This window comes from Bradyrhizobium sp. 76 (genome assembly GCF_023073025.1).
Taxonomy (GTDB): domain Bacteria; phylum Pseudomonadota; class Alphaproteobacteria; order Rhizobiales; family Xanthobacteraceae; genus Bradyrhizobium.
Map to the genome: position 1 here is coordinate 144,051 of NZ_JADPIS010000102.1, position 20,549 is coordinate 164,599.

Genomic DNA, 20,549 nt, shown 5'->3' on the forward strand with positions numbered 1-20,549 from the left:
ACCTTCCGCTAAGTGATTGGCGATGAAGCCACTATGGCCGGAGGAACTGTCCGGCCATATGGTTGTTCTGTTCCGGCGCCAAGCCCATATGAACGTTCGGCGGCACGCGCGTTGAGCCCCCGGACAGACTGACGAATCAAGTTGCGTGCGCGTTGACATGTCAGGGCGCGCGCGACCGAAGGACGAGAGAAGAGATGGAAAAGGTACCGATGACTGCGGGCGGCTTTGCCGCGCTCGGGGAAGAACTGAAGAAGCGCCAGTCGGAGGACCGTCCGCGGATCATCGAGCATATCGCCGAGGCGCGCTCGCACGGAGACCTGTCGGAGAACGCGGAATACCACGCCGCGAAGGAAGAGCAGTCCCACAATGAAGGCCGCATCGCCGAGCTCGAGGACAAGCTCGCGCGCGCCGACATCATCGACATCTCGAAGCTGTCCGGCGACACCATCAAGTTCGGCGCGACCGTGACACTGGTCGACGAGGACACCGAAAAGAAGACGGTGTGGCAGATCGTCGGCGAGGTCGAGGCCGACGCCAAGAAGGGCCGCATCTCCATCACCTCGCCGCTCGCGCGCGCGCTGATCGGCAAGAAGAAGGGTTCAACCGTCGAGGTCAACGCACCCGGCGGCGCCAAGGCTTATGAGATTACCAAGGTGGAGTGGCGGTAACGATTTGCCGTTGCGTGTGATTTGAAAAAGGCCGCGCACTGCGCGGCCTTTTCTGTATCTGCGTGTTGCTCGCAATGACGGAGGAGACGCTACCTTCGTCCCCTCACGTCGAGCGGCACGGCCGCCTCGTATTTCGAATTGTGCAGCACCAGCGAGGTCCGCACGTTGCGGACGTGCGGGGCGGCGGTCAAATGGGTGACGAAATCCTGGAAGGTGGCCATGTCGGGTGCGACGCATTTCAGGATGAAATCGACTTCGCCCGACAGCATCCAGCACTCGCGCACCAGCGGCTCGGCGCGGACGAACTCCTCGAAGGCGCGCAAATCCGCCTCGGCCTGGCTGGAGAGGTGCACTGCGGCAAACACCGTGACGTCGAAGCCGAGCTTGCGCGCGTCCAAGAGCCCGCGATAGCCATGGATATACCCCTCCTCCTCCAGCGCCCGGACTCGGCGCAGGCAGGGCGGTGGCGAAATGCCGACGCGCTTGGCCAGCTCGACATTCGTGATTCGACCGTCGGCCTGAATCTCGGTGAGAATTTTCAGGTCGATCTCGTCTAGGTTCCGCGACACGTGATTGGAACTCCTGGCCTTTCCGGCGGTATTGGTGGCTCTGTCGCAATCCTCATAGCGCAGACCACGCACTCGGCGCAATTTTATTGCGCGTGCAGCGCAATCGACTTTTGTTCCCTGTTGGAAAAATCCGCCGACAGGGAATGCAATTCTTGCATAGCTCACCAGAAGGCTTAGATTACCTCTGATATTTCAGCGCCTCCGCGAGGCCTCCCGGCACGTTCCGCGCCCGCGCTGCAGTCCCCCGTGAAAGGCATCTGTCGAAATGTCCGCCGCTGTCCATGCAAAGGTCATCATCATCGGCTCCGGCCCCGCCGGCTACACAGCGGCGATCTACGCCGCGCGCGCGATGCTTGAGCCGATCCTGATCCAGGGCATCCAGGCGGGCGGCCAGCTCACCATCACCACCGACGTCGAGAACTATCCGGGCTTCGCCGACGTGATCCAAGGCCCCTGGTTGATGGAGCAGATGGAGAAGCAGGCGCTGCATGTGGGCACCCAGATCAAGACCGATCTGGTGACCAAGCTCGACACCTCGCAACGCCCCTTTCGCCTGACCTGCGATAGCGGTGATGTCTATCTCGCCGACACCGTCATTCTCGCCACCGGCGCCCAGGCGCGCTGGCTCGGGCTGCCGTCCGAAGCGAAATTCCAGGGCGGCGGCGTGTCGGCCTGTGCCACCTGTGACGGCTTCTTCTACCGCAACAAGCAAGTCGTGGTGGTCGGCGGCGGCAATACGGCGGTCGAGGAAGCGCTTTACCTCACCAACCACGCCTCGCAGGTCACCATCGTGCATCGTCGCGATCACTTCCGCGCCGAACGCATCCTGCAGGAGCGCCTGTTCAAGCACCCGAAGATCAAGGTGATCTGGGACTCGGCCGTCGACGAGATCTGCGGTACCGAGAACCCGAACAAGGTCACCCATGTGCGACTGAAGAACGTCAAGTCCGGCGCGTTGACCGATGTGCCGACCGACGGCGTCTTCGTCGCCATCGGGCATGCCCCGGCGACCGAGCTCGTAGCCGGACAGATCAAGCTGAAACCGTCGGGCTATGTCGAGGTCGCCCCGAACTCGACCGCCACCTCGGTGCCCGGACTGTTCGCCGCCGGCGACGTCGCCGACGAGACCTATCGTCAAGCGGTGACGGCGGCCGGCCTCGGCTGCATGGCGGCGCTCGAGGCGGAACGATTTTTGGCCCTGCGCGCCAGCGAGCGCGCGGCAGCGGAATAGACATCATGGCAAGAACACGCGACGGATTTACGGATATGGACTGGGACAAGCTGAAGGTGTTTCACGCCGCGGCGGAAGCGGGCAGCTTCACGCACGCGGGCGAGCAGCTCGGCCTGTCGCAATCGGCAGTGTCACGCCAGGTCTCGGCACTGGAGCAGGAGCTCTCGGTCTCGCTGTTCCACCGCCACGCCCGCGGCCTGATCCTCACCGAACAGGGCGACCTCCTGTTCCGCACCGCCCATGACGTGTTCATGCAGCTGCAGGCGGCGCGCGCGAAGCTGACCGACAGCCGCGAGCGGCCGAGCGGCGATCTCAAGATCACCACCACGCCCGGCGTCGGCATCAACTGGCTGATCCCCCGGCTGGGCGAATTCACCGCGCTCTATCCGGAGATCCGGATCTCGCTGATCGTCACCGACGAGGAGCTCGACCTGTCAATGCGTGAGGCCGACGTCGCGATCCGCACTCGCAAGCCGACGCAGCCGGATCTCATCCAGCGCAAGCTGTTCGCGATGGGCTTCCACGCGTATTGCTCGCCCGATTACATCAAGCGCTTCGGCACGCCGCGCACGCTGGAGGAGCTCGACTCCCACCGCATCATCACGCTCTCCGACGGCAACTTCGCGCCGCATCTTCAGAACCGCAACTGGCTGGTCGAAGCGGGGCGCAACGGCTCGGGTCCGCGCGAAGCCTATTTCAGGGTCAACAACATTCTCGGCCTCGTCCGCGCCTGTCAGCAGGGTCTCGGCATCGCCGCGTTGCCAGACTATCTGATCGAAGAACAGAGCCGCCTCGTGCAGCTGTTCGGCGAATCGGATTCGATCCAGCTCGACACGTATTTTGTTTATCCGGAAGAGCTGAAGACGGTCGCGCGCGTGCAAGTGTTCCGCGACTTCGTGGTGAGCAAGGCGCAGCGCTGGCCGTCCTGATTTCCGCATGTCTGACATGCGGCTTGGACGCTTGATGCATGGCGCGAAGCTAGCCCATAATCTCTTCACGCTGAGCCTTCGCGTTGCGCATTTGTCCCCCTCCTCCAGTGGCGCGGGAGTTCAGTAATCCCTCTTGGAAGGTGATTGTGTCGGCCTCACGTGGCCAATACCTTAAGCCGGGCTCGATCGAGCCCGGCTTTTTTTTTGCGGATCCGGCCATCGCCCTCCGCGTGTATTGACAGTTCCATGCTTACCCCGCATCATTTGCGAATGATCACGAAGTCGTGCGCAATCTCGTCGCAGGCAGTCGCCTCGAAAAAAGGCCCCCATCTGGGGACCTCGGATTTTTGCGCGCGCTAACAGCCTTCGTCATCGCGAGCCGAAACTTCGAAAACCCCGCCGCCTGGACGGGGTTTTTTCATGTGCCCCGTCTCAGGATTTTTCCCGAGAAGGAGATGGAACATGACCGGACTACAGGAACAATTGCACGGGCTCTGGCTGCCGCTGGTGACGCCGTTTCGCGACGGCGCCCTCGACGAGAGGTCGCTGCGGCGGCTGACACGGCATTACAGCGGACAGGCCGTCGACGGCTTCATCCTGGGGGCGACCTCCGGTGAAGGCATGACGCTACGCGGCGCCGAGCTCGAACGCCTCGTCGCCATCGTGCGCGACGAGCTGGCCATCGGCCACAGCAAGATTCCGATCTGCCTTGGACTTTCAGGCGCGGACACGTCGCGGCTGAAGGAGCGTCTCGACGCGACCGCGGACTGGCCGATCGATGGCTATCTGATCGCGAGCCCGTATTATGTGCGGCCGTCGCAGCGCGGGTTGCTGGCGCATTTCGAGGCGCTCGCCGATCACGCCGCCTGGCCACTCGCGCTCTACAACATCCCCTATCGCACCTCGGTCAACATCACCAACCAGACGCTGCTGCGGCTTGCCGGGCATCCGAACATCATCGGCCTGAAGGATTGCGGCGCGAGCCGCGAGCAATCCATCGCGTTGCTGCGCGACAGGCCCGCGGACTTTCGCGTGCTGACCGGCGAGGATGCGAATTATTTCGAGGCGCTCAGCGACGGTGCCGACGGCGGCATCGTGCTGTCAGCCCACCTCGAGACCGCGACGTTTGCGGCCGTCCATGCCGAGCTGAAGCGCGGCAATCACGATGCGGCGCTGGCGCGCTGGCAGGCGATCGCGGACCTGACGCGCCTGTTGTTCACCGAGCCCAGTCCTGCGCCGGCGAAGTACTGGCTGTGGCGCACGGGCCTGATCGACAGCCCCGAAGTGCGCCTGCCGATGGTGGAGGTCGGCGGCGAACTCACCGTCCAGCTCGACCGCGAGATCGAGCGACGCATGCAAGTCGCGGCGTAGCTGACAGCCGCTCACCCCACCCTCTCCCCGTAAGAACGAGGAGAGGGAGTGGGAGAGCGGAGCGCGTGGTTAACCGCGCCCCAACGGCCTTCGCTGCTGCCACATGGCGCGTCCACGGCTCGTTTACGCAATCGCGCCTATCGTCTTCATTCAAAGTCTTTCAAATGGGGGAATGATCATGGGGCAACGCATCCGCCCGACGGCGGCAGACATGTTCGCGTCCGCTGATTTCTTGCGGGGAATTGTTGTGGTGTCGTCGTTCGGTTTCTGGGCGGTGATGCTCGGCCTGATGCCGGTGCTGGTGTTTCGGGTCTGGCTGGCCTGACGCAAGCGCGTCCGGATGGTTAATCCGTGGTAGCACCTATGTTCGAAAGCGCGCGAGATTGCGGCCCGGATTTTTAAAACATCCCGTGTAGCGTTCATGCCCATAAGCGAAGAAATCGCGGGGGCGTTTGTGAATAGTCATAACGAAATGGCGTCGCATTACGACGTCGAACAGCAGGGCTTCACCACCGAGGACATTCTCTGGGCCGCCGGCATCTGGTCGGTGATCCTCACTTTGTCGCCGGTGATCGTGTTCTACATGCTGATGGTGGCATAACTTTCCAGCCACTCTTTAGAGCACGATCTTATCGGAAAACCGCTTCACACTTTTCCGGATCGTGCTCGCCCAGAAACGCAAAACGCGCGGAGGTCCGCGCGTTTTTCGTCCGGGGAATGATTTATGAAAAATTACGCCGCCTGCTTGTGCATTGCGCCGGATGCCGACGCCGTGCCGCGAATAGCCTTCACCGAACGTTCGATCGCCGCCCACAGCCTTGCGATTTCCTGAGCCGCACGACTCTCGGCCTGATATTCCCGCGCGCCCTCGCCGTGGCTCAACGCCATCAGCAGATCCGAACGGTTGGTGATCTGGCCGCCCCACACCGGAGCACGGAACTTCGCCAGCGCCTCGCGGGCGATGGTGACGATCGGGCTTTCGGACTCATCGCGGCGCGCCGGCGCACCGTTGAGCACGACCGCGTAGGGCTTGCGCGCCGCACGGCACATCTGGATGGTTTCCTGCACCGCGTTGACGTCGAACACGCCGGGACGGGCGGGAATCACCACCATGGTGGCATTGCGGATGGCGTCGTCGACGACCGCCGACAGGTTCGGCGGCGTGTCGATCAACACCCATTCATAACCGTCGCGCTTGGCAGCGGAGACGATGCCGCTGACCGAGTTCACCGCGGACTTGATCGGCGGCTCGTTGGTGCCACGCAGCTTGTGCCACAGCGTGAGCGAGCCTTGCGGATCCGCATCGACGAGCAGGATCGGCTTGGTCGCCTTGATCTGCGCGGCAAGATGCGCGGCCAGCGTACTCTTGCCCGAGCCACCTTTACGCGATGCAAAAACAATAACGTTCATACCTCTGCCTCCAGATTGACCCCAGGCAGCGAAAATGAATCACCGCGGTGATTCGGGAAAGAAAAATTTATCATAAGTTATGCTGGCGCCATGAAATAACAAAGCGCGTTGGCTTTTGAGTCACACTGCTGCGTGCGACGACGGCCTCACGCCAGCAATCGTGCGTTTTTTGAGCAGTGCGGCGGGAAAAAACGGAATGCAACCTCGCCGGGCAAACCGTTCCGCGACTCGTTTCCATCCCCGCGCGGTCGTAATTGTCGCAAGCATCCGCACGCGAAGGCGAACAAAACGAGTCCGGTGGCTGGTGTGGGGCTGATGCCCGCGCTGTGGCCCGGGCATGATCGAGTTTCAAAAAGGGAACGTCGTGCTCGCGCTCAGCCTTCGCTGGCTTTCTTCTTCTTGGCCGGCTTGGTGCTCTTCTTCGCCGTCCGGGCCGAGCTCTTGGGCGCGATGCTGGTCGGCTTGCCGGCGCGGGGCGCGGCCGCCATGCCCGGCTCCGGTCCCGGCCGGAAGAACGCACGGCACTGCGGCGAGAGCTGCGACTTCTTCTGGATCATGCAGGCGGTGATGGCGTCGACGTTCGGAACGAAGTCGCCGCACAGCCGCATCGCATCGGGCGTGCAGGCCTGCTGCTCCTCCTGGGAGTAGGCGAAGCCTTCACCCGGGTGGATCAGGACGGCCAGGGCCATCCCCGTGATCGCGGCAGCGAAAGATTTCTTGAAACGGAACGCCGGCATCGATCCCCCCAAATGTCGAGTCGGAGACGATAGTGGGTGAACGGGGGTTCGTTGGCAACCGAGGCGAGATGCGAAAGCCGGGACGTGTGCGGTCTCGGCAACAGGGCCCCCTAAAACAAAAACCGCGAAAACAACCCCATGCACAGTAGCCAAGTCCATGTTGGCATTGAACTTTGCGGATCGCGATTTGCGGATTTTACGAAATCGATTTGACTCATCGGGCAAAACAGGGGCATGATGCCATCATCACAGAACGTGCGTGGGGTGGTCGGCTTGTCTCCTGCGCTGGTCGAAAGCGTGAGCGGGAGCGGAGACGATTGCATGGAGCGAAATGAGGCGGAGCTGCCGCTGTCGGGGGTGACGGTGGTCTCGCTCGAGCAGGCGATTGCGGCTCCTCTTGCCAGCCGGCATCTTGCGGACTGGGGCGCACGCGTCATCAAGATCGAGCGGCCGGGCGATGGCGATTTCTGCCGCGACTACGATCACGTGATGAACGGGATGTCGAGCCAGTTCGTCTGGACCAACAGGTCGAAGGAAAGCCTCGCCATCGACATCAAGAGCCCTGAGGGCCAGAAGGTGCTCGAGGCCTTGCTGCCGCAGGCCGACGTCTTCATCCAGAACCTGGCGCCGGGCGCGGCGGAGCGGCTGGGCCTCGATGCCGCATCGCTGCTAAGGAAGTTTCCCCGGATCATCGCCTGCGACGTGTCGGGCTATGGTGCGGGCGGACCCTACAGCAACAAGAAGGCCTACGATCTCCTGGTCCAGTGCGAGGCCGGCGTCCTCGCCATCAACGGCACCGAGGCGGAGCCCGCCAAGGTCGGACTTTCCGTGGTCGATATCGCCACCGGCATGTACATCCTCAACGGCGTGTTGATGGCGCTGTATCGCCGCGAGCGGACCGGCAAGGGCACCGCCTTCCAGGCCTCGCTGTTCGATTCCATCACGGACTGGATGAGCTATCCCGCCTTCTACACGCAGAGTACCGGCCGGCCGCTGCCGCGCACCGGGGCAAGGCACGCAACGATAGCGCCGTATGGCCCGTTCCGCGTCGGCGACCGCAACACGATCTTCTTCGGCATCCAGAACGACCGGGAATGGCGATCGCTGTGCGCCATTGTGCTTGGCGAGGCCGCCTTTGCCGACCATCCCCGCTTCCGCACCAATCCGCTGCGCATGCAGAACAGGGACGATCTGCAAGTCCATATCGAGCAGCGTTTTGCGGCGATGACCACTGAACAGGTGCTACGGCTGCTCGACGAGGCCTCGATTGCCAACGCGCATCTGAATTCGGTCGAGGCTTTCCTGGAGCACGAACAGCTCCGCTCCCGTGACCGGGTGCAAACGGTTGGCTCTCCGTGCGGACCGGTGATGAGCTTCCTGCCCGCGCTCACCATTCCGGGCCTGTCGCCCCGGATGGATCCGGTCCCCGGCGTCGGGCAGCACAACCCATCCATCCTGCGCGAACTCGGTCTCGCAAAGGAGACATGACGATGGCCCCTCAACGGCCGACGCGGGTCTATCTGGCCGTTCCCGCGCATCGCTCCCGTCTCGTCGCCAAGGCGGCTGCCTCGGCGGCGGATGCGGTGTTCATGGACCTCGAGGACGCGGTGCCGCCGTCAGAGAAGAGCATGGCACTGGAGGAAGCTGCAGGGGCGCTGTCCGCGCTGGATTGGGGCAGCAAGGTCGTCGCGGTCAGGATCAACGCCGTCGACAGCCCCTTCATCGCGCAGGAAATCCGCAAGCTCGCTGCGCTGCCCAGGCTGGATTCGGTGATCGTGCCGAAGGCGGAGCGCGCGAGCGACATCGCCGCCATTGCCGATCAGCTGCGCGCGGCCGCGCCCGCTCGCCCCTCGCCTGTGACGCTCGACCTGCTGATCGAGACGGCCCTTGGTCTCGTCAATGTCGACGCGCTCGCCGCCGCGCACCAAAGTGTCGGCGCGCTTCATCTCGGTGTCGGCGATTTCGCCGCCTCGATCGGCGCCCGCTCCTCGGAAATCGGCGCATCGCCGGACGGCTACCGCCACGTGGGCTCCGCCCAGAGCGGCTATGCCTCCGCCCCGCTCGATCTCTTCGCCTACCCGATGATGCGCCTGCTGGTGGCCGCGCGCGCGTTCGGCCTGCGCGCGATCGACGGCCCGTGCGGCGCGTTCCGGGATGCCAGACTGACGGAAAGCAGCGCGCTCAAGGCCGCGGCGATGGGTTTTGACGGCAAGCAGGTGATCCATCCCGACCAGATCGAACCGACGCTGCGGGCGTTCGTCCCGTCCGACACTGAGCTGGCGCACGCGCGGCGGGTGGTCGCGGCCATGGAGCAGGCCGAGGCGCAGGGCCAGGGCGCGGTGACGCTCGACGGCAAGATGATCGACTATGCCAATGTCCGCATGGCGCGCCGGATCATCGAGATGGGATCGTAGCGGCGCATGGCCACCGTGCTGATCGTCGCGCCGGTATTCGCGCTGATCGCGGCCGGCTATGCCGCGGTGCTGTTTCGCTTCGTCAGCGAGAGCGCGCACAAGGGCATCTCCGAATTCGCTTTCAGCATTGCGATTCCCGCGCTGCTGTTCCGCACCATCGTGGTGTCGGAATTCCCCGATGTCAGTCCCTACAGGATGTGGGGCGCCTATTATGGCGCGCTGGCCATCACCTGGCTCGCGGCGCTGGCGCTGTCGGCCCTGCTGCGCGCGCGGCACGAAGACCGCGAGGACGGCGTCGTGTTCGCGATCGGCTCGGTCTACGGCAACATCGTGATGCTCGGCATTCCCTTGACGCTCTCGGCGCTGGGCAACGAAGCGGCGGGGCCGATGGCGCTGATCCTGTCGGTGAACACGCCGCTGCTCTGGCTCTGCGGCATCCTGCAGATGGAGCTGGTCAACCGCAAGCAAGCCGGCTCGCCTCTGGCGGTGATCCGTCCCGTGCTCGCGGATCTCGCGCGCAATCCGCTAATGCTGGGGATCGGTTTTGGCGTCGTCTGGCGTTTTACCGGCCTCGGTCTCAATCCCGTCGTCGACCGGACCATCGAGCTGCTGGCGCAGGCGGGATCGCCGGCCGCGCTGATCGCGCTTGGCATCAATCTTTTTCGTTTCGAGGTCAAGGGCGAGAAACTCGGCATTGCCGTCATGTCCGCGCTCAAGCTGCTGGCGATGCCGGCGGCCGCCTTCGTGCTCGCCAAGCTGTTGCATCTGCCGCCGGTCGCGGCCGGCGTCGTCGTGCTGTTCGCGGCAATGCCGACCGGCGCCAACGCGTACATCTTCGCGGTTCAGTACCAGCGGCTGGTGAACCCGGTGTCGGGCGCGGTGGCGCTGGGCACGCTGCTGGCGGCGGTGACATTGCCGGTGGTGGTGTGGGTGGTGGCGAGGTGAGGTGTCAGAGGCTTGGAGCGCGCCGCACCACCTCCCGAATATCCAATCAGCGCAGGCCCACAAACGAGAGCACCGCACCAATCACGACGACGAGTCCGACCAGATAGATAATTCCGTTCATGTCTTGGCTCCTCAGCGTTGTCAGCCCTGCCGCAGGTACAAACACTCCAGGTCATGAAAAGGTTCGGCCTTGCTTGATGCCGATTTCTCCTGAAATGGGGGAACGAAAGCGACCGATCCTGCGTCGTGGCGTGCTGAGCCCTCGCCCCCATCCTGACTGCCGAAAGAGCTATTGAACCCGCTGGCGCTCGCGCCAGGCCATCTCCCAGAAGTCCGCCTCGAGGCGGGTGGCTTCCTTGAAGATCGCGATCAGCTCTGCCTCGCGGGCCGGCGTGGCGTAGAGATCGGCGAGATGCTCCATGTGGGCCCGCGCCTTGGCAGCGACCTCCTGGTACGGCGCGCCGGCGTACTCGGCGATCCAGACGCGGTAGGCGTTCGTCGCAGCGTCCGCGAGGGGGAGCGAGGCGAGCCGCGTTGCGATCTCCGCGTACCCGATCACGCAGGGGGCAAGCGCGACCTTGAGTGCCAGCAGGTCGCCGCGCATGCCCGCGTCGAGCACATAGCGTGTATAGGCCAGCATCTCGGCCGCCGGAGGGGCTTGTTCAAGGTCGGTCGGGGACAGACCCCAATCGGCACAGAGCTTCACATGCAGGTTCATCTCGACATCGAGGATGGCCGAAAGGCCGGCCGCTGCTTCACGCATGTCGGCAAGCCTGGGCGACTTGTAAACCGCGAGCGCGTAGGCGCGCGCAAACTCGATGAGGAACAAATAGTCCTGAACGAGGTAGTGACGGAACGCCGCTTCGGGCAGCGAGCCGTCTGCCAATCCGTTCGTGAAGGGATGCTCGGTGTAGGCCCGCCACTCAACGGATGCTGCTGTCTTGAGACGCTCGAAGAAACTCACGATCTTTTTCGCCTGGCTTGGTCAGTCATCCGCGCTCTAGGGTACCCTTACGGGCAAACCATCGACCATTAGAAGCCCGACCTAACGCAACCATCCGCAATGCCATTTGTGACGCCTTTTGTATTTTAGGCGGCGCAAATACGTCAGGTCTATCAGTAAGATGCCGGATACGCAGGAGAATTTAACTGCGCTGGTACAGTTGGGTGGGCTCGAACCACCGACCTCCTGTTCCACAGACAGGCGCTCTAACCAACTGAGCTACAACTGCATCCTTGCGAGCCGCGCCTCTGGGCGCCCTGAACGGGCCGTGACCTAAGGGGGGCTGGACGGGGCGGAAACTAGGTGCAACGGCCGTTTTTGGCAAGGCCGCAAAACCCTGAAATCGCGCCTCGGACAACGTTATTTCCAAAGCAAAACCCGGGCTCTAGGCCCGGGTTTCTTAATCTCAACAGCCGATCCGCTCAGGCGGCAGGCGTGTAGAGCTTCGCGGCAGAGGCCTTGATCGGCTCGGCGGCGGCAGTGGCCGCGCGCTGGGTGATCTCGGCGAGCTCCCGGGCCTGGGCCTGGAAGGTCTCGAGCTGCGTCCTGGAATGGTTGGTCCACAGCGCGAACGCATCCTGCGGCGCCTTCACGCTGAACAGCTCCTGGGTGAAGTCGAGATGGGCCTTGGTGTTGGCCTTCGCGAACTCCATCAGCTTGGCGGTGTATTCGCTGACGCCCTTGTGGGCGGACGCGAACACGGCCTCGACCGTGCCGTTGTGGGTTTCGGCGGCGTCCTTGAACTTGGCATAGCTCTCGCGGGCCTGCGACACGCCCTTTTCGGCGAACGCACGCATCTGCTCCGGAACTTCGAACGGAATGACGGAGGCGGAGAATGGATCAGTCGTACCTGTCATGGGGTATCCCTCACACTAAATGGAAAAACGGAGTGAGCCTTTTCGGCCGCGCCCGCCGGCCAATTGGGTGACGGAAGCGAAGACTGGAAACATAAAACGAATGATGGCTCGCCCAGCGCGAGGACCATGCCTGCCTAAAATGTCAACATTGTGCAGCGCAACGGGTTTTGGGATGCATTGCGCAAATTTAATCGCGGCGAGGATGAGGTTCCCGGGCTGGGGAACCGGTGGTTGAGGTAATCGGGTGGCCTCTGAGCACCCGCCTTGTCCTGGAGACGACCGCTGCGCGGATTGGCTGGGCGGCATAGGTGCTGCCCGACGCGGCATCTGAAGGATGGGGATGCGACCGGGCTACGGCTTGCGGGCCTCGCCACATTAAGGTTATCGCGGCTTTAGGCCTTGCCCCGTAGGCTGGGGCCGTGGACCTGCCCGCGGCTGCGGGCGATACTAACCCTTTCTTAAGGCTGTCATTCCGGCAGCCTGTGCGCACAAGTGGGACGCGAAGCCGGTCGGATGACGAGTTCGGATTTCCAGTTGCGAGGCGTGGGCGATCCCCGGCTGGCCGTGCACGCGACCTCGCCGCTGCCAGTCTGGCTCTGGTCGATCGACGGCACGCGCGTGCTCTGGGCCAATCCGGTCGGCGCAAGGCTGTTCGGCGCGGCCAATGCCACGGCGCTGGCGGAGAAGATCTTCGGGCCCACCGACAGCCACCGCCGCCAGATCATCCGGCTGGCCGGCCGGCTGCCTGCGAACGGCGCAATCCGGCTCGAACGGCTGCGCGGCTTCGGGGCGCGGCTCGGCACGCTGATGACCTGCGCCTGTGCCCGGCTCGACTTCGCCGATGGCGGCCAATTCTTCCAAGGATCTGCCGTGCTCGTCACCGCGATGGACCCGGGCTTGCGCACCATGCCCCTGGTCGAACGCCTGCTTCGTCTCGTCGACGGCGCCAAGACGCCGATGGCGGCGTTCGCGCCCGACGGCCTGTTCGTCGGCGCCAGCGAAACCGCCCGCACCCTGCTCGGCTTCCGCGATCTCACCGAGGGCGGCCTCGAACAGGCGCGCAGCGATGCGCTTCGCCAGGGCCGCGCCGAGACGCCGATCGGCATCGGCCAGATGGTGCTGCAGCGGGTCGGCAGCGGCGCCGATGTCGGCCTGGTCGCGCTGATCGAGCCTGCCGCGCAGCAGGCGGCGCCTGCGACTGACGACGTTAAAGCCGAGGCAGCTGAAGAGGTCGCGCGCGAAGACGTCGCTCGGCCTGAGCCTGCGCCGCCCCCTGCTCCCGCCCCCGTGCCAGAGCATGTGCAAGCAGCGCCGTCGCATGAGGCGCCATCCGAAATCGCGCTGTTCGACGCCTTTGCCGAGCCGCTCGATGCGCCGGCAACAGAGATCGTGACGATTCAGCAGGCCGTCGAGGAAGCGGCCGAAGCCGTGCCTGCCGAGGTCGAACCGAAGACTCCGGTTGAAAACTCGGCCGAGGCCATGGTGTCGCCGCAGGCCGCGCCGACCGTAACAGGCATGGTCGAGCCGCCGTCGGGCCATGAAGAGCCGCCCGCACCGCGTCAGCATCCGCTGCGCCTCCTCTGGAAGATGGATGCAGAGAGCCGCTTTGTGCTTCTGTCAGACGAATTCATCCACCTGATCGGTCCGCACACGGCCGCCGGCTTCGGCCGCTCCTGGCGCGAGATCGCCGATGCATTCGCGCTCGATCCTGAAAGCCGCGTGGCGCAGGCGCTTGCGAGCAAGGACACCTGGGCTGGGATCACCGTGAACTGGCCAGCCGACGGCGGCGAGCATCTGCCGGTCGAGCTTGCCGGACTTCCGGTTTATGACGGCGAACGCAACTTCGCGGGCTTCAGGGGTTTTGGCGTCTGCCGCGATCTCGACGGCCTCAACCGGCTCGATGCGCTCAGGCGTTTCGAGCTGTTGGCCGAACCGGCGGCGCCGCAAAGCCTGTCCGCCGATGTGGTCGAGCCGGAGCCTGAACCCGAGCCCCAGCCAGTGCTGGAGGCGCCGCCGCCTCCGCCGATCGAGCCGCCCGCACCTGAGCCTGAGCCTGAGCCTGAGCCTGAGCCTGAGCCTGAGCCTGAAGCCGAACTGCCCGAACCCACAACCGACGCGAATTCACATCCAACCGATCCGGAAACGCCAGTGGAAACGCCTCCCAATGTCCTGCCGTTCCGCGCGCCCGGCGACACGCGATCGCCGACGCTGACGCCGGTCGAGAACAGCGCGTTCAACGAGCTCGCCCGGCAATTGTCCGAGCGCCTCGAACGCGACAAGGAAACCATCGCGGCATCGGCCGAACCGCCGGATGCCGAGATCACGCCCGAGGCGCCGACGCCGGAGCCTGAGACACCGCACGCGCCGGCCGAATGGCTGAGCGAGCCCGCGCCGCCCGCGCACGGCCACAGCATGCGCGACCGCGCGCTGCTCGACCTGCTGCCGACCGGCATCCTGATCTATCGGCTCGACCGCCTGCTCTACGCCAACCCGGCGTTTCTCGCGCGCATGGGCTATGCCAGCCTGAGCGCACTGGAGAACGCCGGCGGGCTGGACGCGCTCTATGTCGAGCCGGGCGTGTCCGCGGCCAGCAGCACATCGCAAGCAGGCACGCCTGTCACGATCAGCGCGACGCTCGCCAATGGCGAAGCGCCGCTGCCGACCACCGAGGCGCATCTGCACGCGATCGACTGGGACGGCGAGAGCGCGCACGCGCTGATCTGCGCGTTGCCGCAGGCAGCACCCGCTGCGTCCGTCATCGCCGAGACCGTCGCCGCCGAGACCGTCGCCGCCGAGACCATTGTCCCCGAGATCTTGCCCACCGCGCCCGAGCCCGACGCCGGCGAGGCGGCCGCGGAAGATCTCGCTGCGATCCTCGACACCACGGCCGAGGGCATCGTCATGTTCGATGCCGAAGGCAACATCCACGCCTGCAACCGCAGCGCCGAGGCGCTGTTCGGCTATGACGGCGAGACGCTGATGCAGCAGAATCTGGTGACGCTGTTCGCGCCGGAGAGCCAGCATGTCGTCATCGACTATCTCGAAAACCTCAAGAGCCAGGACATCGCGAGCCTGCTCGACCACGGCCGCGAGGTGCTGGGGCGCGAGAAGAAGGGCGGCGTCATTCCGCTCGCCATGATCATGGGCCGCACCAGGCCCGACGGCCCGAACTTCTTCGCCGTGTTCCGCGACCTCTCGCACAGCAAGCAGGGCGAGAGCGAGTTGACGCAGGCGCGACGCCTCGTCGAAGGCACGGCGAACGCCAAGGCCGACATGCTGGCGCGGATCAGCCACGAGATCCGCACGCCGCTCAACGCCATCATCGGCTTCTCGGAGGTGATGATCTCGGAGCGCTTCGGCACGCTCGGCAACGAGCGCTACGGCGAGTACATGAAGGACATCCGCGCCTCCGGTGAGCGCGTCATCGCCATCATCGACGACCTGCTGGAGCTGTCGCGGATCGAGACCGGCAAGCTCGACCTCAACTTCGCCAACCTCAACCTCAACGACCTCGTCGAGGCCTGCGTGGTGGTGATGCAGCCGCAGGCCAATCGCGAGCGCATCATCATCCGCACCTCGCTCGGCCATGCGCTGCCGCAGGTGAGCGCGGATGCGCGCGCGATGCGGCAGATCACCATGAACCTGATCTCGAACTCGATCCGGCTCGCCAGCGCCGGCGGCCAGGTCATCGTCTCCACCGCACTCACCGACCGCGGCGAGGTCGCACTTCGCATCCGCGACACCGGCCACGGCCTCAGCGAGCGCGAAGTCGCCGCCGCGATGGAGCCGTTCCGCACCCCGCCGCCCGGCGATGCCGAGGACAATTCGGCGCTGAGCCTGTCGCTGACCAAGGCCCTGGTCGAAGCCAACCGCGCCCGCTTCAACATCAAGAGCGCGGCGAACTCCGGCTCGCTGATCGAGGTGGTGTTCGCACCGGCGCTGGCGCAGGCGTAAGCGGCGAACGCGATTTCCTGCCCGCGGTGCACGCCCGCGGCCACGCTGCGGGCGGCCTCGTGCCGGGCGGCTTCGGCCGAGCCGCGCCCGACGAAGGGCGCCACCTCACTGCAACTTCTTCCCGGGCGGAACTGAAGCCCCTTGTTGCGGCTTGAAGCCGGGACCCAGCGTTTCTCCTGCTGATCAGTTCGACACTGCAGCTCCCGCACCCCAGTGATCTCAAATGGCCGAACGAGCGAAATCCGTGGCACCGAAGCAGCGTTCGCCCAAGCGGAGCGACGCCGTGCGGAGCGAAGGCGGCCCGAACACGACCGAGCGAAAGCCGCTGCCCACGGGTGCGGGCGCACGCATGAACGCACGGGTCGTGCTTGCCCTCGCGCTCGTCGCACTGGCGTTGTGGACGGCGGCGGGATTTCTCCCCGCATTGATCTGGGCCGCGATTCTCGCAACCAGCCTGTGGCCGCTCTACACCAAGTTTGCGGCACGCGTGAGCTCCGGCCGGTCCAGCCTGGCCCCGCTGGTCTTCACGCTCGTCGTCGCCCTCATCCTGTTTACGCCGATGTCGCTTGCCGTCTATCAGATCGCGCAACAAGGCGATCTGCTCGTGGGCTGGATGAAACAGGCCGGAGAGAGCGGGATCGAAGTGCCCGATTGGCTCGCGCGGCTTCCGATCGCCGCAGGGAGCATGGAGCAGTGGTGGCGCAGCAATCTTTCCGATCCCAAAGCCGCGACCGCATGGCTGAAAAGCGTCAATGCAGACAACGCATCGGAACTGTTTCGAACGTTCGGCGGACAGCTGCTTCACCGCCTGTTTCTTCTGTTCTTTTCGCTAGTGGCCTTGTTCGTCCTGCTGCGCAACGGCCGGTCGATCTCGGGCCGCGTGCTGGAAACCTGCGATCGACTTTTCGGCGAGGCGGGAGAGGGTCTCGCCGAGCAAATGGTCGATGCGATCCGCGGCACGGTGAACGGCACGGTGCTGGTCGCCGCGGGCGAGGGATTATTGATCGGCGTCGCCTATTTCGTCGCGGGCGTGCCGCATGCCATCGTATTCACGATCCTGACCACGGCCTTCGCCATGCTTCCGTTCGGCGCCTGGCTGGCCTTCACCGCCGCGGCGCTGGTCCTGATCTCCGGCGGAGGCAGCGGCTTCGCAGCCGCGGGCGTCTTCTTCTGGGGCGCGATCGTCATGTTGGCCGGCGATCATTTCGTATGGCCGACCCTGGTCGGCGACTCGGCGCGGCTACCGTTTCTGTTCGCGTTCGTCGGGATCTTTGGAGGCCTGGCTGCCTTCGGCCTCCTGGGCTTGTTTTTAGGCCCGGTGATCATGTCAGCCTTGCTGGTGGTCTGGCGGGAATGGGTGTTCCGACCTGTCGCAATCGAGAAGAACGGTTGAGTTGCCGCGGGCGTATCCCCAAGCACGCCAGAAAGCAAAAGGCACGGCGTTTGCGGCGCCGTGCCCTTCGCATTCAATGAGGCGATCGCCTCAGCTATAGATCTCGAACAGTCCCGCGCCGCCCTGGCCACCGCCGATGCACATCGTCACGACGCCCCACTTGGCCTTGCGGCGCTTGCCTTCCTGGAGGATGTGGCCGGTGAGGCGCGCGCCGGTCATGCCGAAGGGATGGCCGATCGCGATCGAGCCGCCGTTGACGTTGTACTTGGCGGGATCGATGCCGAGCTTGTCGCGCGAATAGAGGCACTGGCTGGCGAAGGCTTCGTTGAGCTCCCAAAGATCGATGTCGTCGATCTTCAGGCCGTGACGCTTCAACAGCTTCGGCACGGCAAAGATCGGGCCGATGCCCATCTCGTCCGGCTCGCACCCCGCGGCCGCCCAGGCGACGAAGCGGCCCATGGGATTGAGGCCGCGCTTCTCCGCGTCCTTGGCTTCCATCAGCACCACGGCCGCGGAACCGTCCGACAATTGGCTGGCGTTGCCCGCCGTGACGAACTTGCCGGGGCCCCTGACGGGCTCGAGCTTGGCGAGACCTTCCAGCGTGGTCTCGGGCCGGTTGCACTCGTCGCGGTCGACGACGTAGTCGACGATCGACTCGGCCTTGGTCGCCTTGTCGACCACTTTCATCTTGGTCTTCATCGGGACGATCTCGTCCTTGAACTTGCCCGCCTGCTGCGCGGCGGCCATGCGGCGCTGCGACTCCAGCGAATATTCGTCCTGATATTCACGGCTGAGATTGTAGCGCTCGGCGACGATATCGGCGGTGTCGATCATCGCCATGAAGATCGCCGGCGCCGTCTTGAGCAGCTCGGGATCGATCGATTCTTTCGGAGTGCCGCCGCCCGGCATCGAGATGCTCTCGACCCCGCCTGCGACGATGCAGTCGGAACCGTCCGAGCGGATCGAGTTGGCGGCCATCGCAATGGTCTGGAGACCGGACGAGCAGAACCGGTTCACCGAGACGCCCCCGGTCGATTTCGGCATTCCCGCCAGCAGCGCGGCCTGGCGGCCGATGTTCGGCGCGCCATGGGCGCAATTGCCGAGATAGCAATCCTCGACATAGTCCTTCTCGACGCCGGCGCGGTCGACCGCGTGGTGAATGGCGTGGGCCGCGAGCGACATCGGCGGGGTGATGTTGAACCCGCCGCGGCCGGATTTCGCGAGGCCCGTGCGTGCATAGGAAACGATGACGGCTTCACGCATTGTCTTCTCCCTTTTCGAACGATTTGAACGGAGCGTCGGTCGACGTCTTCTCGGCGCCATTGGTACACAAAGTGCAGCGGTCGCGGGAGAAATAAAAACGCCGCCCTCGCGAGAGGGCGGCGTTGTTCCGCGCGTCGGAATATGTCGGCGTATCAGAACGTCAGCGCCTTGACCTGCTTGACCTGCGGCAGGGCCTGCACCTTGGCGAGCAGATCGGCCGGCACCGCGCCGTCGACCTCGATCAGCGCGATGGCATCGGAGCCCGGCGCGACGCGGCCGAGATGGAAGGTCGCGATGTTGATCTTGGCATCGCCGAGCAGGCTCGCGAACTTGCCGATGAAGCCCGGCTTGTCCTCGTTGGTCACGTAGATCATCGACTTGCCAAATTCGGCGTCGACGCGGATGCCCTTGATGTCGACCAGGCGCGGCTTGCCGTCGGCATAGACCGTGCCCGAGACCGACCGCTCCTGCCGCTCGGTGGTGACGGTGACGGTGATCAGGCTTTCATAGTCGCTCTGGGCGGCGCGGACGATCTCGTCCACCACCATGCCGCGCTCCTTGGCGACGACGGGCGCGGAGACGACGTTGACCTCGCCCAGCATCGGCCGCAGCAGGCCGGACAGCACGGCGGAGGTGATCGCCTTGATCTTCATCTCGGCGACGTGGCCCTCATAAGTGATCTCCACCTTGAGGATGCCGCTCTCGGTGAGCTGACCCGCGAACGAGCCGAGCTTTTCGGCGAGCGCGATGAACGGCTTCAGCTTCGGCGCCTCTTCCGCCGTGATCGAGGGGAAGTTGACGGCATTCGAGATCGCGCCGGTGAGCAGGTAATCCGACATCTGCTCGGCGACCTGAAGCGCGACGTTCTCCTGCGCTTCCGTGGTGGACGCGCCGAGATGCGGCGTGCAGATCACGTTGGGATGACCGAACAGCACGTTCGCGGTGGCGGGCTCCTCGACAAAGACGTCGAAGGCGGCGCCTGCGATGTGCTTGGAATTCAAAGCGTGGACCACGGCCTGCTCGTCGACGAGGCCGCCGCGGGCGCAGTTGATCAGGCGCACGCCCTTCTTCATCTTGGCGATCGCGGCTGCGTCGATGATGTTCTTGGTCTTCTCGGTGAGCGGCGTATGCAGCGTGATGAAGTCGGCGCGCTTAAGCAGGTCGTCGAGCTCGACCTTCTCGACGCCGATGTCCCTGGCGCGCTCCGGCGACAGGAACGGATCGAACGCAATCACCTTCATGCGCAGGCCGAGCGCGCGGTCGGCGACGATCGAGCCGATGTTGCCGCAGCCGACGACGCCGAGCACCTTGCCGGTGATCTCGACGCCCATGAAGCGGTTCTTTTCCCACTTGCCGGCCTGGGTCGAAGCGTCCGCCTGCGGAATTTCGCGCGCCAGCGCCAGCATCAGGGTGATGGCGTGCTCGGCGGTCGTGATCGAATTGCCGAACGGCGTGTTCATCACGATGATGCCCTTGGCCGTGGCGGCGGGAATCTCGACGTTGTCGACGCCGATGCCGGCGCGGCCGATCACCTTGAGATTGGTCGCCTTCTCGAGGATCTTCGCGGTCGCCTTGGTCGCCGAGCGGATCGCGAGGCCGTCGTAATTGCCGATGATCTCGGCGAGCTTGTCCTTGTCCTTGCCGAGATTGGGCTGGAAGTCGACCTCGACACCGCGGTCCTTGAAGATCTGAACGGCGGCGGGAGAGAGAGCGTCGGAAATGAGAACTTTGGGTTTGGTCATGGGAAAGATCCCTGATGGTCGATAAATCTGAGACCGTCGTCCGCAGGCTTGACCCGCGGATCC

General features: G+C 64.6%; 18 protein-coding genes and 1 tRNA gene. 11 read left to right on the forward strand and 8 right to left on the reverse strand.

From position 1 onward, the window contains the following. The first annotated feature begins 194 nt into the window (after positions 1-194). Complete coding sequence (gene greA, locus IVB48_RS24550; protein WP_007596674.1) at positions 195-668, forward strand: transcription elongation factor GreA; 474 nt, start codon at positions 195-197, stop codon at positions 666-668. Between the two features lie 89 nt (positions 669-757). On the opposite strand, the gene IVB48_RS24555 is transcribed toward greA, so the two are convergent. Then, positions 758-1,237, reverse strand: a complete 480-nt coding sequence (locus IVB48_RS24555; RefSeq protein WP_007596676.1) for an Lrp/AsnC family transcriptional regulator — start codon at positions 1,235-1,237, stop codon at positions 758-760. A 265-nt stretch (positions 1,238-1,502) separates the two neighbouring features. On the opposite strand from IVB48_RS24555, the gene trxB reads away from it, so the two are divergent. The 5 genes from trxB (at position 1,503) to IVB48_RS24580 (ending at position 5,369) form a co-directional block, all read left to right on the forward strand. Continuing rightward, a complete protein-coding gene (gene trxB / locus IVB48_RS24560; protein WP_247403763.1) occupies positions 1,503-2,468 on the forward strand; it encodes a thioredoxin-disulfide reductase in 966 nt (321 codons plus the stop codon). A gap of 5 nt (positions 2,469-2,473) precedes the next feature. Continuing rightward, positions 2,474-3,397: a LysR family transcriptional regulator gene (locus IVB48_RS24565; protein WP_007614700.1), complete on the forward strand. Its 924-nt coding sequence runs from the start codon at positions 2,474-2,476 to the stop codon at positions 3,395-3,397. Between the two features lie 462 nt (positions 3,398-3,859). After that, a complete protein-coding gene (locus IVB48_RS24570) occupies positions 3,860-4,768 on the forward strand; it encodes a 4-hydroxy-tetrahydrodipicolinate synthase (protein ID WP_247403766.1) in 909 nt (302 codons plus the stop codon). A 178-nt stretch (positions 4,769-4,946) separates the two neighbouring features. Further along, positions 4,947-5,093: a hypothetical protein gene (locus IVB48_RS24575; protein WP_166517545.1), complete on the forward strand. Its 147-nt coding sequence runs from the start codon at positions 4,947-4,949 to the stop codon at positions 5,091-5,093. Positions 5,094-5,189: 96 nt separating this feature from the next. Beyond that, positions 5,190-5,369, forward strand: a complete 180-nt coding sequence (locus tag IVB48_RS24580) for a hypothetical protein (RefSeq protein WP_247403769.1) — start codon at positions 5,190-5,192, stop codon at positions 5,367-5,369. Between the two features lie 131 nt (positions 5,370-5,500). On the opposite strand, the gene IVB48_RS24585 is transcribed toward IVB48_RS24580, so the two are convergent. Both IVB48_RS24585 and IVB48_RS24590 read right to left on the reverse strand, forming a co-directional pair. After that, positions 5,501-6,178 (reverse strand): ParA family protein, encoded by a 678-nt coding sequence (locus IVB48_RS24585; RefSeq protein WP_007596685.1) that lies wholly within the window; start codon positions 6,176-6,178, stop codon positions 5,501-5,503. A gap of 374 nt (positions 6,179-6,552) precedes the next feature. After that, positions 6,553-6,915, reverse strand: a complete 363-nt coding sequence (locus IVB48_RS24590) for a hypothetical protein (protein ID WP_027565324.1) — start codon at positions 6,913-6,915, stop codon at positions 6,553-6,555. A 321-nt stretch (positions 6,916-7,236) separates the two neighbouring features. Here IVB48_RS24590 and IVB48_RS24595 point away from each other — a divergent pair, with 321 nt between their 5' ends. Genes IVB48_RS24595 through IVB48_RS24605 form a run of 3 tightly spaced genes read left to right on the forward strand, consistent with a single transcriptional unit; the run spans position 7,237 to position 10,274 of the window. Beyond that, positions 7,237-8,403 carry a CaiB/BaiF CoA-transferase family protein gene (locus tag IVB48_RS24595; RefSeq protein WP_247403772.1) on the forward strand — a complete coding sequence of 389 codons (1,167 nt, stop codon included), beginning with the start codon at positions 7,237-7,239 and terminating at the stop codon, positions 8,401-8,403. A 2-nt stretch (positions 8,404-8,405) separates the two neighbouring features. Beyond that, on the forward strand, positions 8,406-9,329 hold the full coding sequence (locus IVB48_RS24600; protein WP_247403775.1) for a CoA ester lyase: 924 nt from the start codon (positions 8,406-8,408) through the stop codon (positions 9,327-9,329). A gap of 6 nt (positions 9,330-9,335) precedes the next feature. Continuing rightward, positions 9,336-10,274, forward strand: coding sequence for an AEC family transporter (locus tag IVB48_RS24605; protein ID WP_247403778.1), 939 nt, complete (start codon positions 9,336-9,338; stop codon positions 10,272-10,274). A gap of 289 nt (positions 10,275-10,563) precedes the next feature. Here IVB48_RS24605 and tenA read toward each other — a convergent pair whose 3' ends face one another. The 3 genes from tenA to IVB48_RS24620 all read right to left on the reverse strand — a co-directional run bounded on the left by tenA (position 10,564) and on the right by IVB48_RS24620 (position 12,134). Then, positions 10,564-11,238 (reverse strand): thiaminase II, encoded by a 675-nt coding sequence (tenA, locus tag IVB48_RS24610; RefSeq protein WP_247403781.1) that lies wholly within the window; start codon positions 11,236-11,238, stop codon positions 10,564-10,566. A 191-nt stretch (positions 11,239-11,429) separates the two neighbouring features. Beyond that, a tRNA-His gene (locus IVB48_RS24615) sits at positions 11,430-11,506 on the reverse strand. 193 nt (positions 11,507-11,699) lie between these two features. Continuing rightward, complete coding sequence (locus tag IVB48_RS24620; protein WP_247358007.1) at positions 11,700-12,134, reverse strand: phasin; 435 nt, start codon at positions 12,132-12,134, stop codon at positions 11,700-11,702. 513 nt (positions 12,135-12,647) lie between these two features. Here IVB48_RS24620 and IVB48_RS24625 point away from each other — a divergent pair. Both IVB48_RS24625 and IVB48_RS24630 read left to right on the forward strand, forming a co-directional pair. Then, a complete protein-coding gene (locus IVB48_RS24625) occupies positions 12,648-16,088 on the forward strand; it encodes a PAS domain-containing protein (protein ID WP_247403784.1) in 3,441 nt (1,146 codons plus the stop codon). Between the two features lie 244 nt (positions 16,089-16,332). After that, the gene (locus IVB48_RS24630) at positions 16,333-17,481 is read left to right on the forward strand and encodes an AI-2E family transporter (protein ID WP_247403787.1); all 1,149 of its coding nucleotides are present in this window, start codon (positions 16,333-16,335) and stop codon (positions 17,479-17,481) included. Between the two features lie 90 nt (positions 17,482-17,571). Here the strand turns inward: IVB48_RS24630 and IVB48_RS24635 are convergent, their stop codons facing one another. Both IVB48_RS24635 and serA read right to left on the reverse strand, forming a co-directional pair. Continuing rightward, positions 17,572-18,744 carry an acetyl-CoA C-acyltransferase gene (locus tag IVB48_RS24635; RefSeq protein WP_247403790.1) on the reverse strand — a complete coding sequence of 391 codons (1,173 nt, stop codon included), beginning with the start codon at positions 18,742-18,744 and terminating at the stop codon, positions 17,572-17,574. Between the two features lie 152 nt (positions 18,745-18,896). Next, the gene (serA, locus tag IVB48_RS24640) at positions 18,897-20,486 is read right to left on the reverse strand and encodes a phosphoglycerate dehydrogenase (RefSeq protein WP_247403793.1); all 1,590 of its coding nucleotides are present in this window, start codon (positions 20,484-20,486) and stop codon (positions 18,897-18,899) included. Positions 20,487-20,549: the final 63 nt, after the last annotated feature.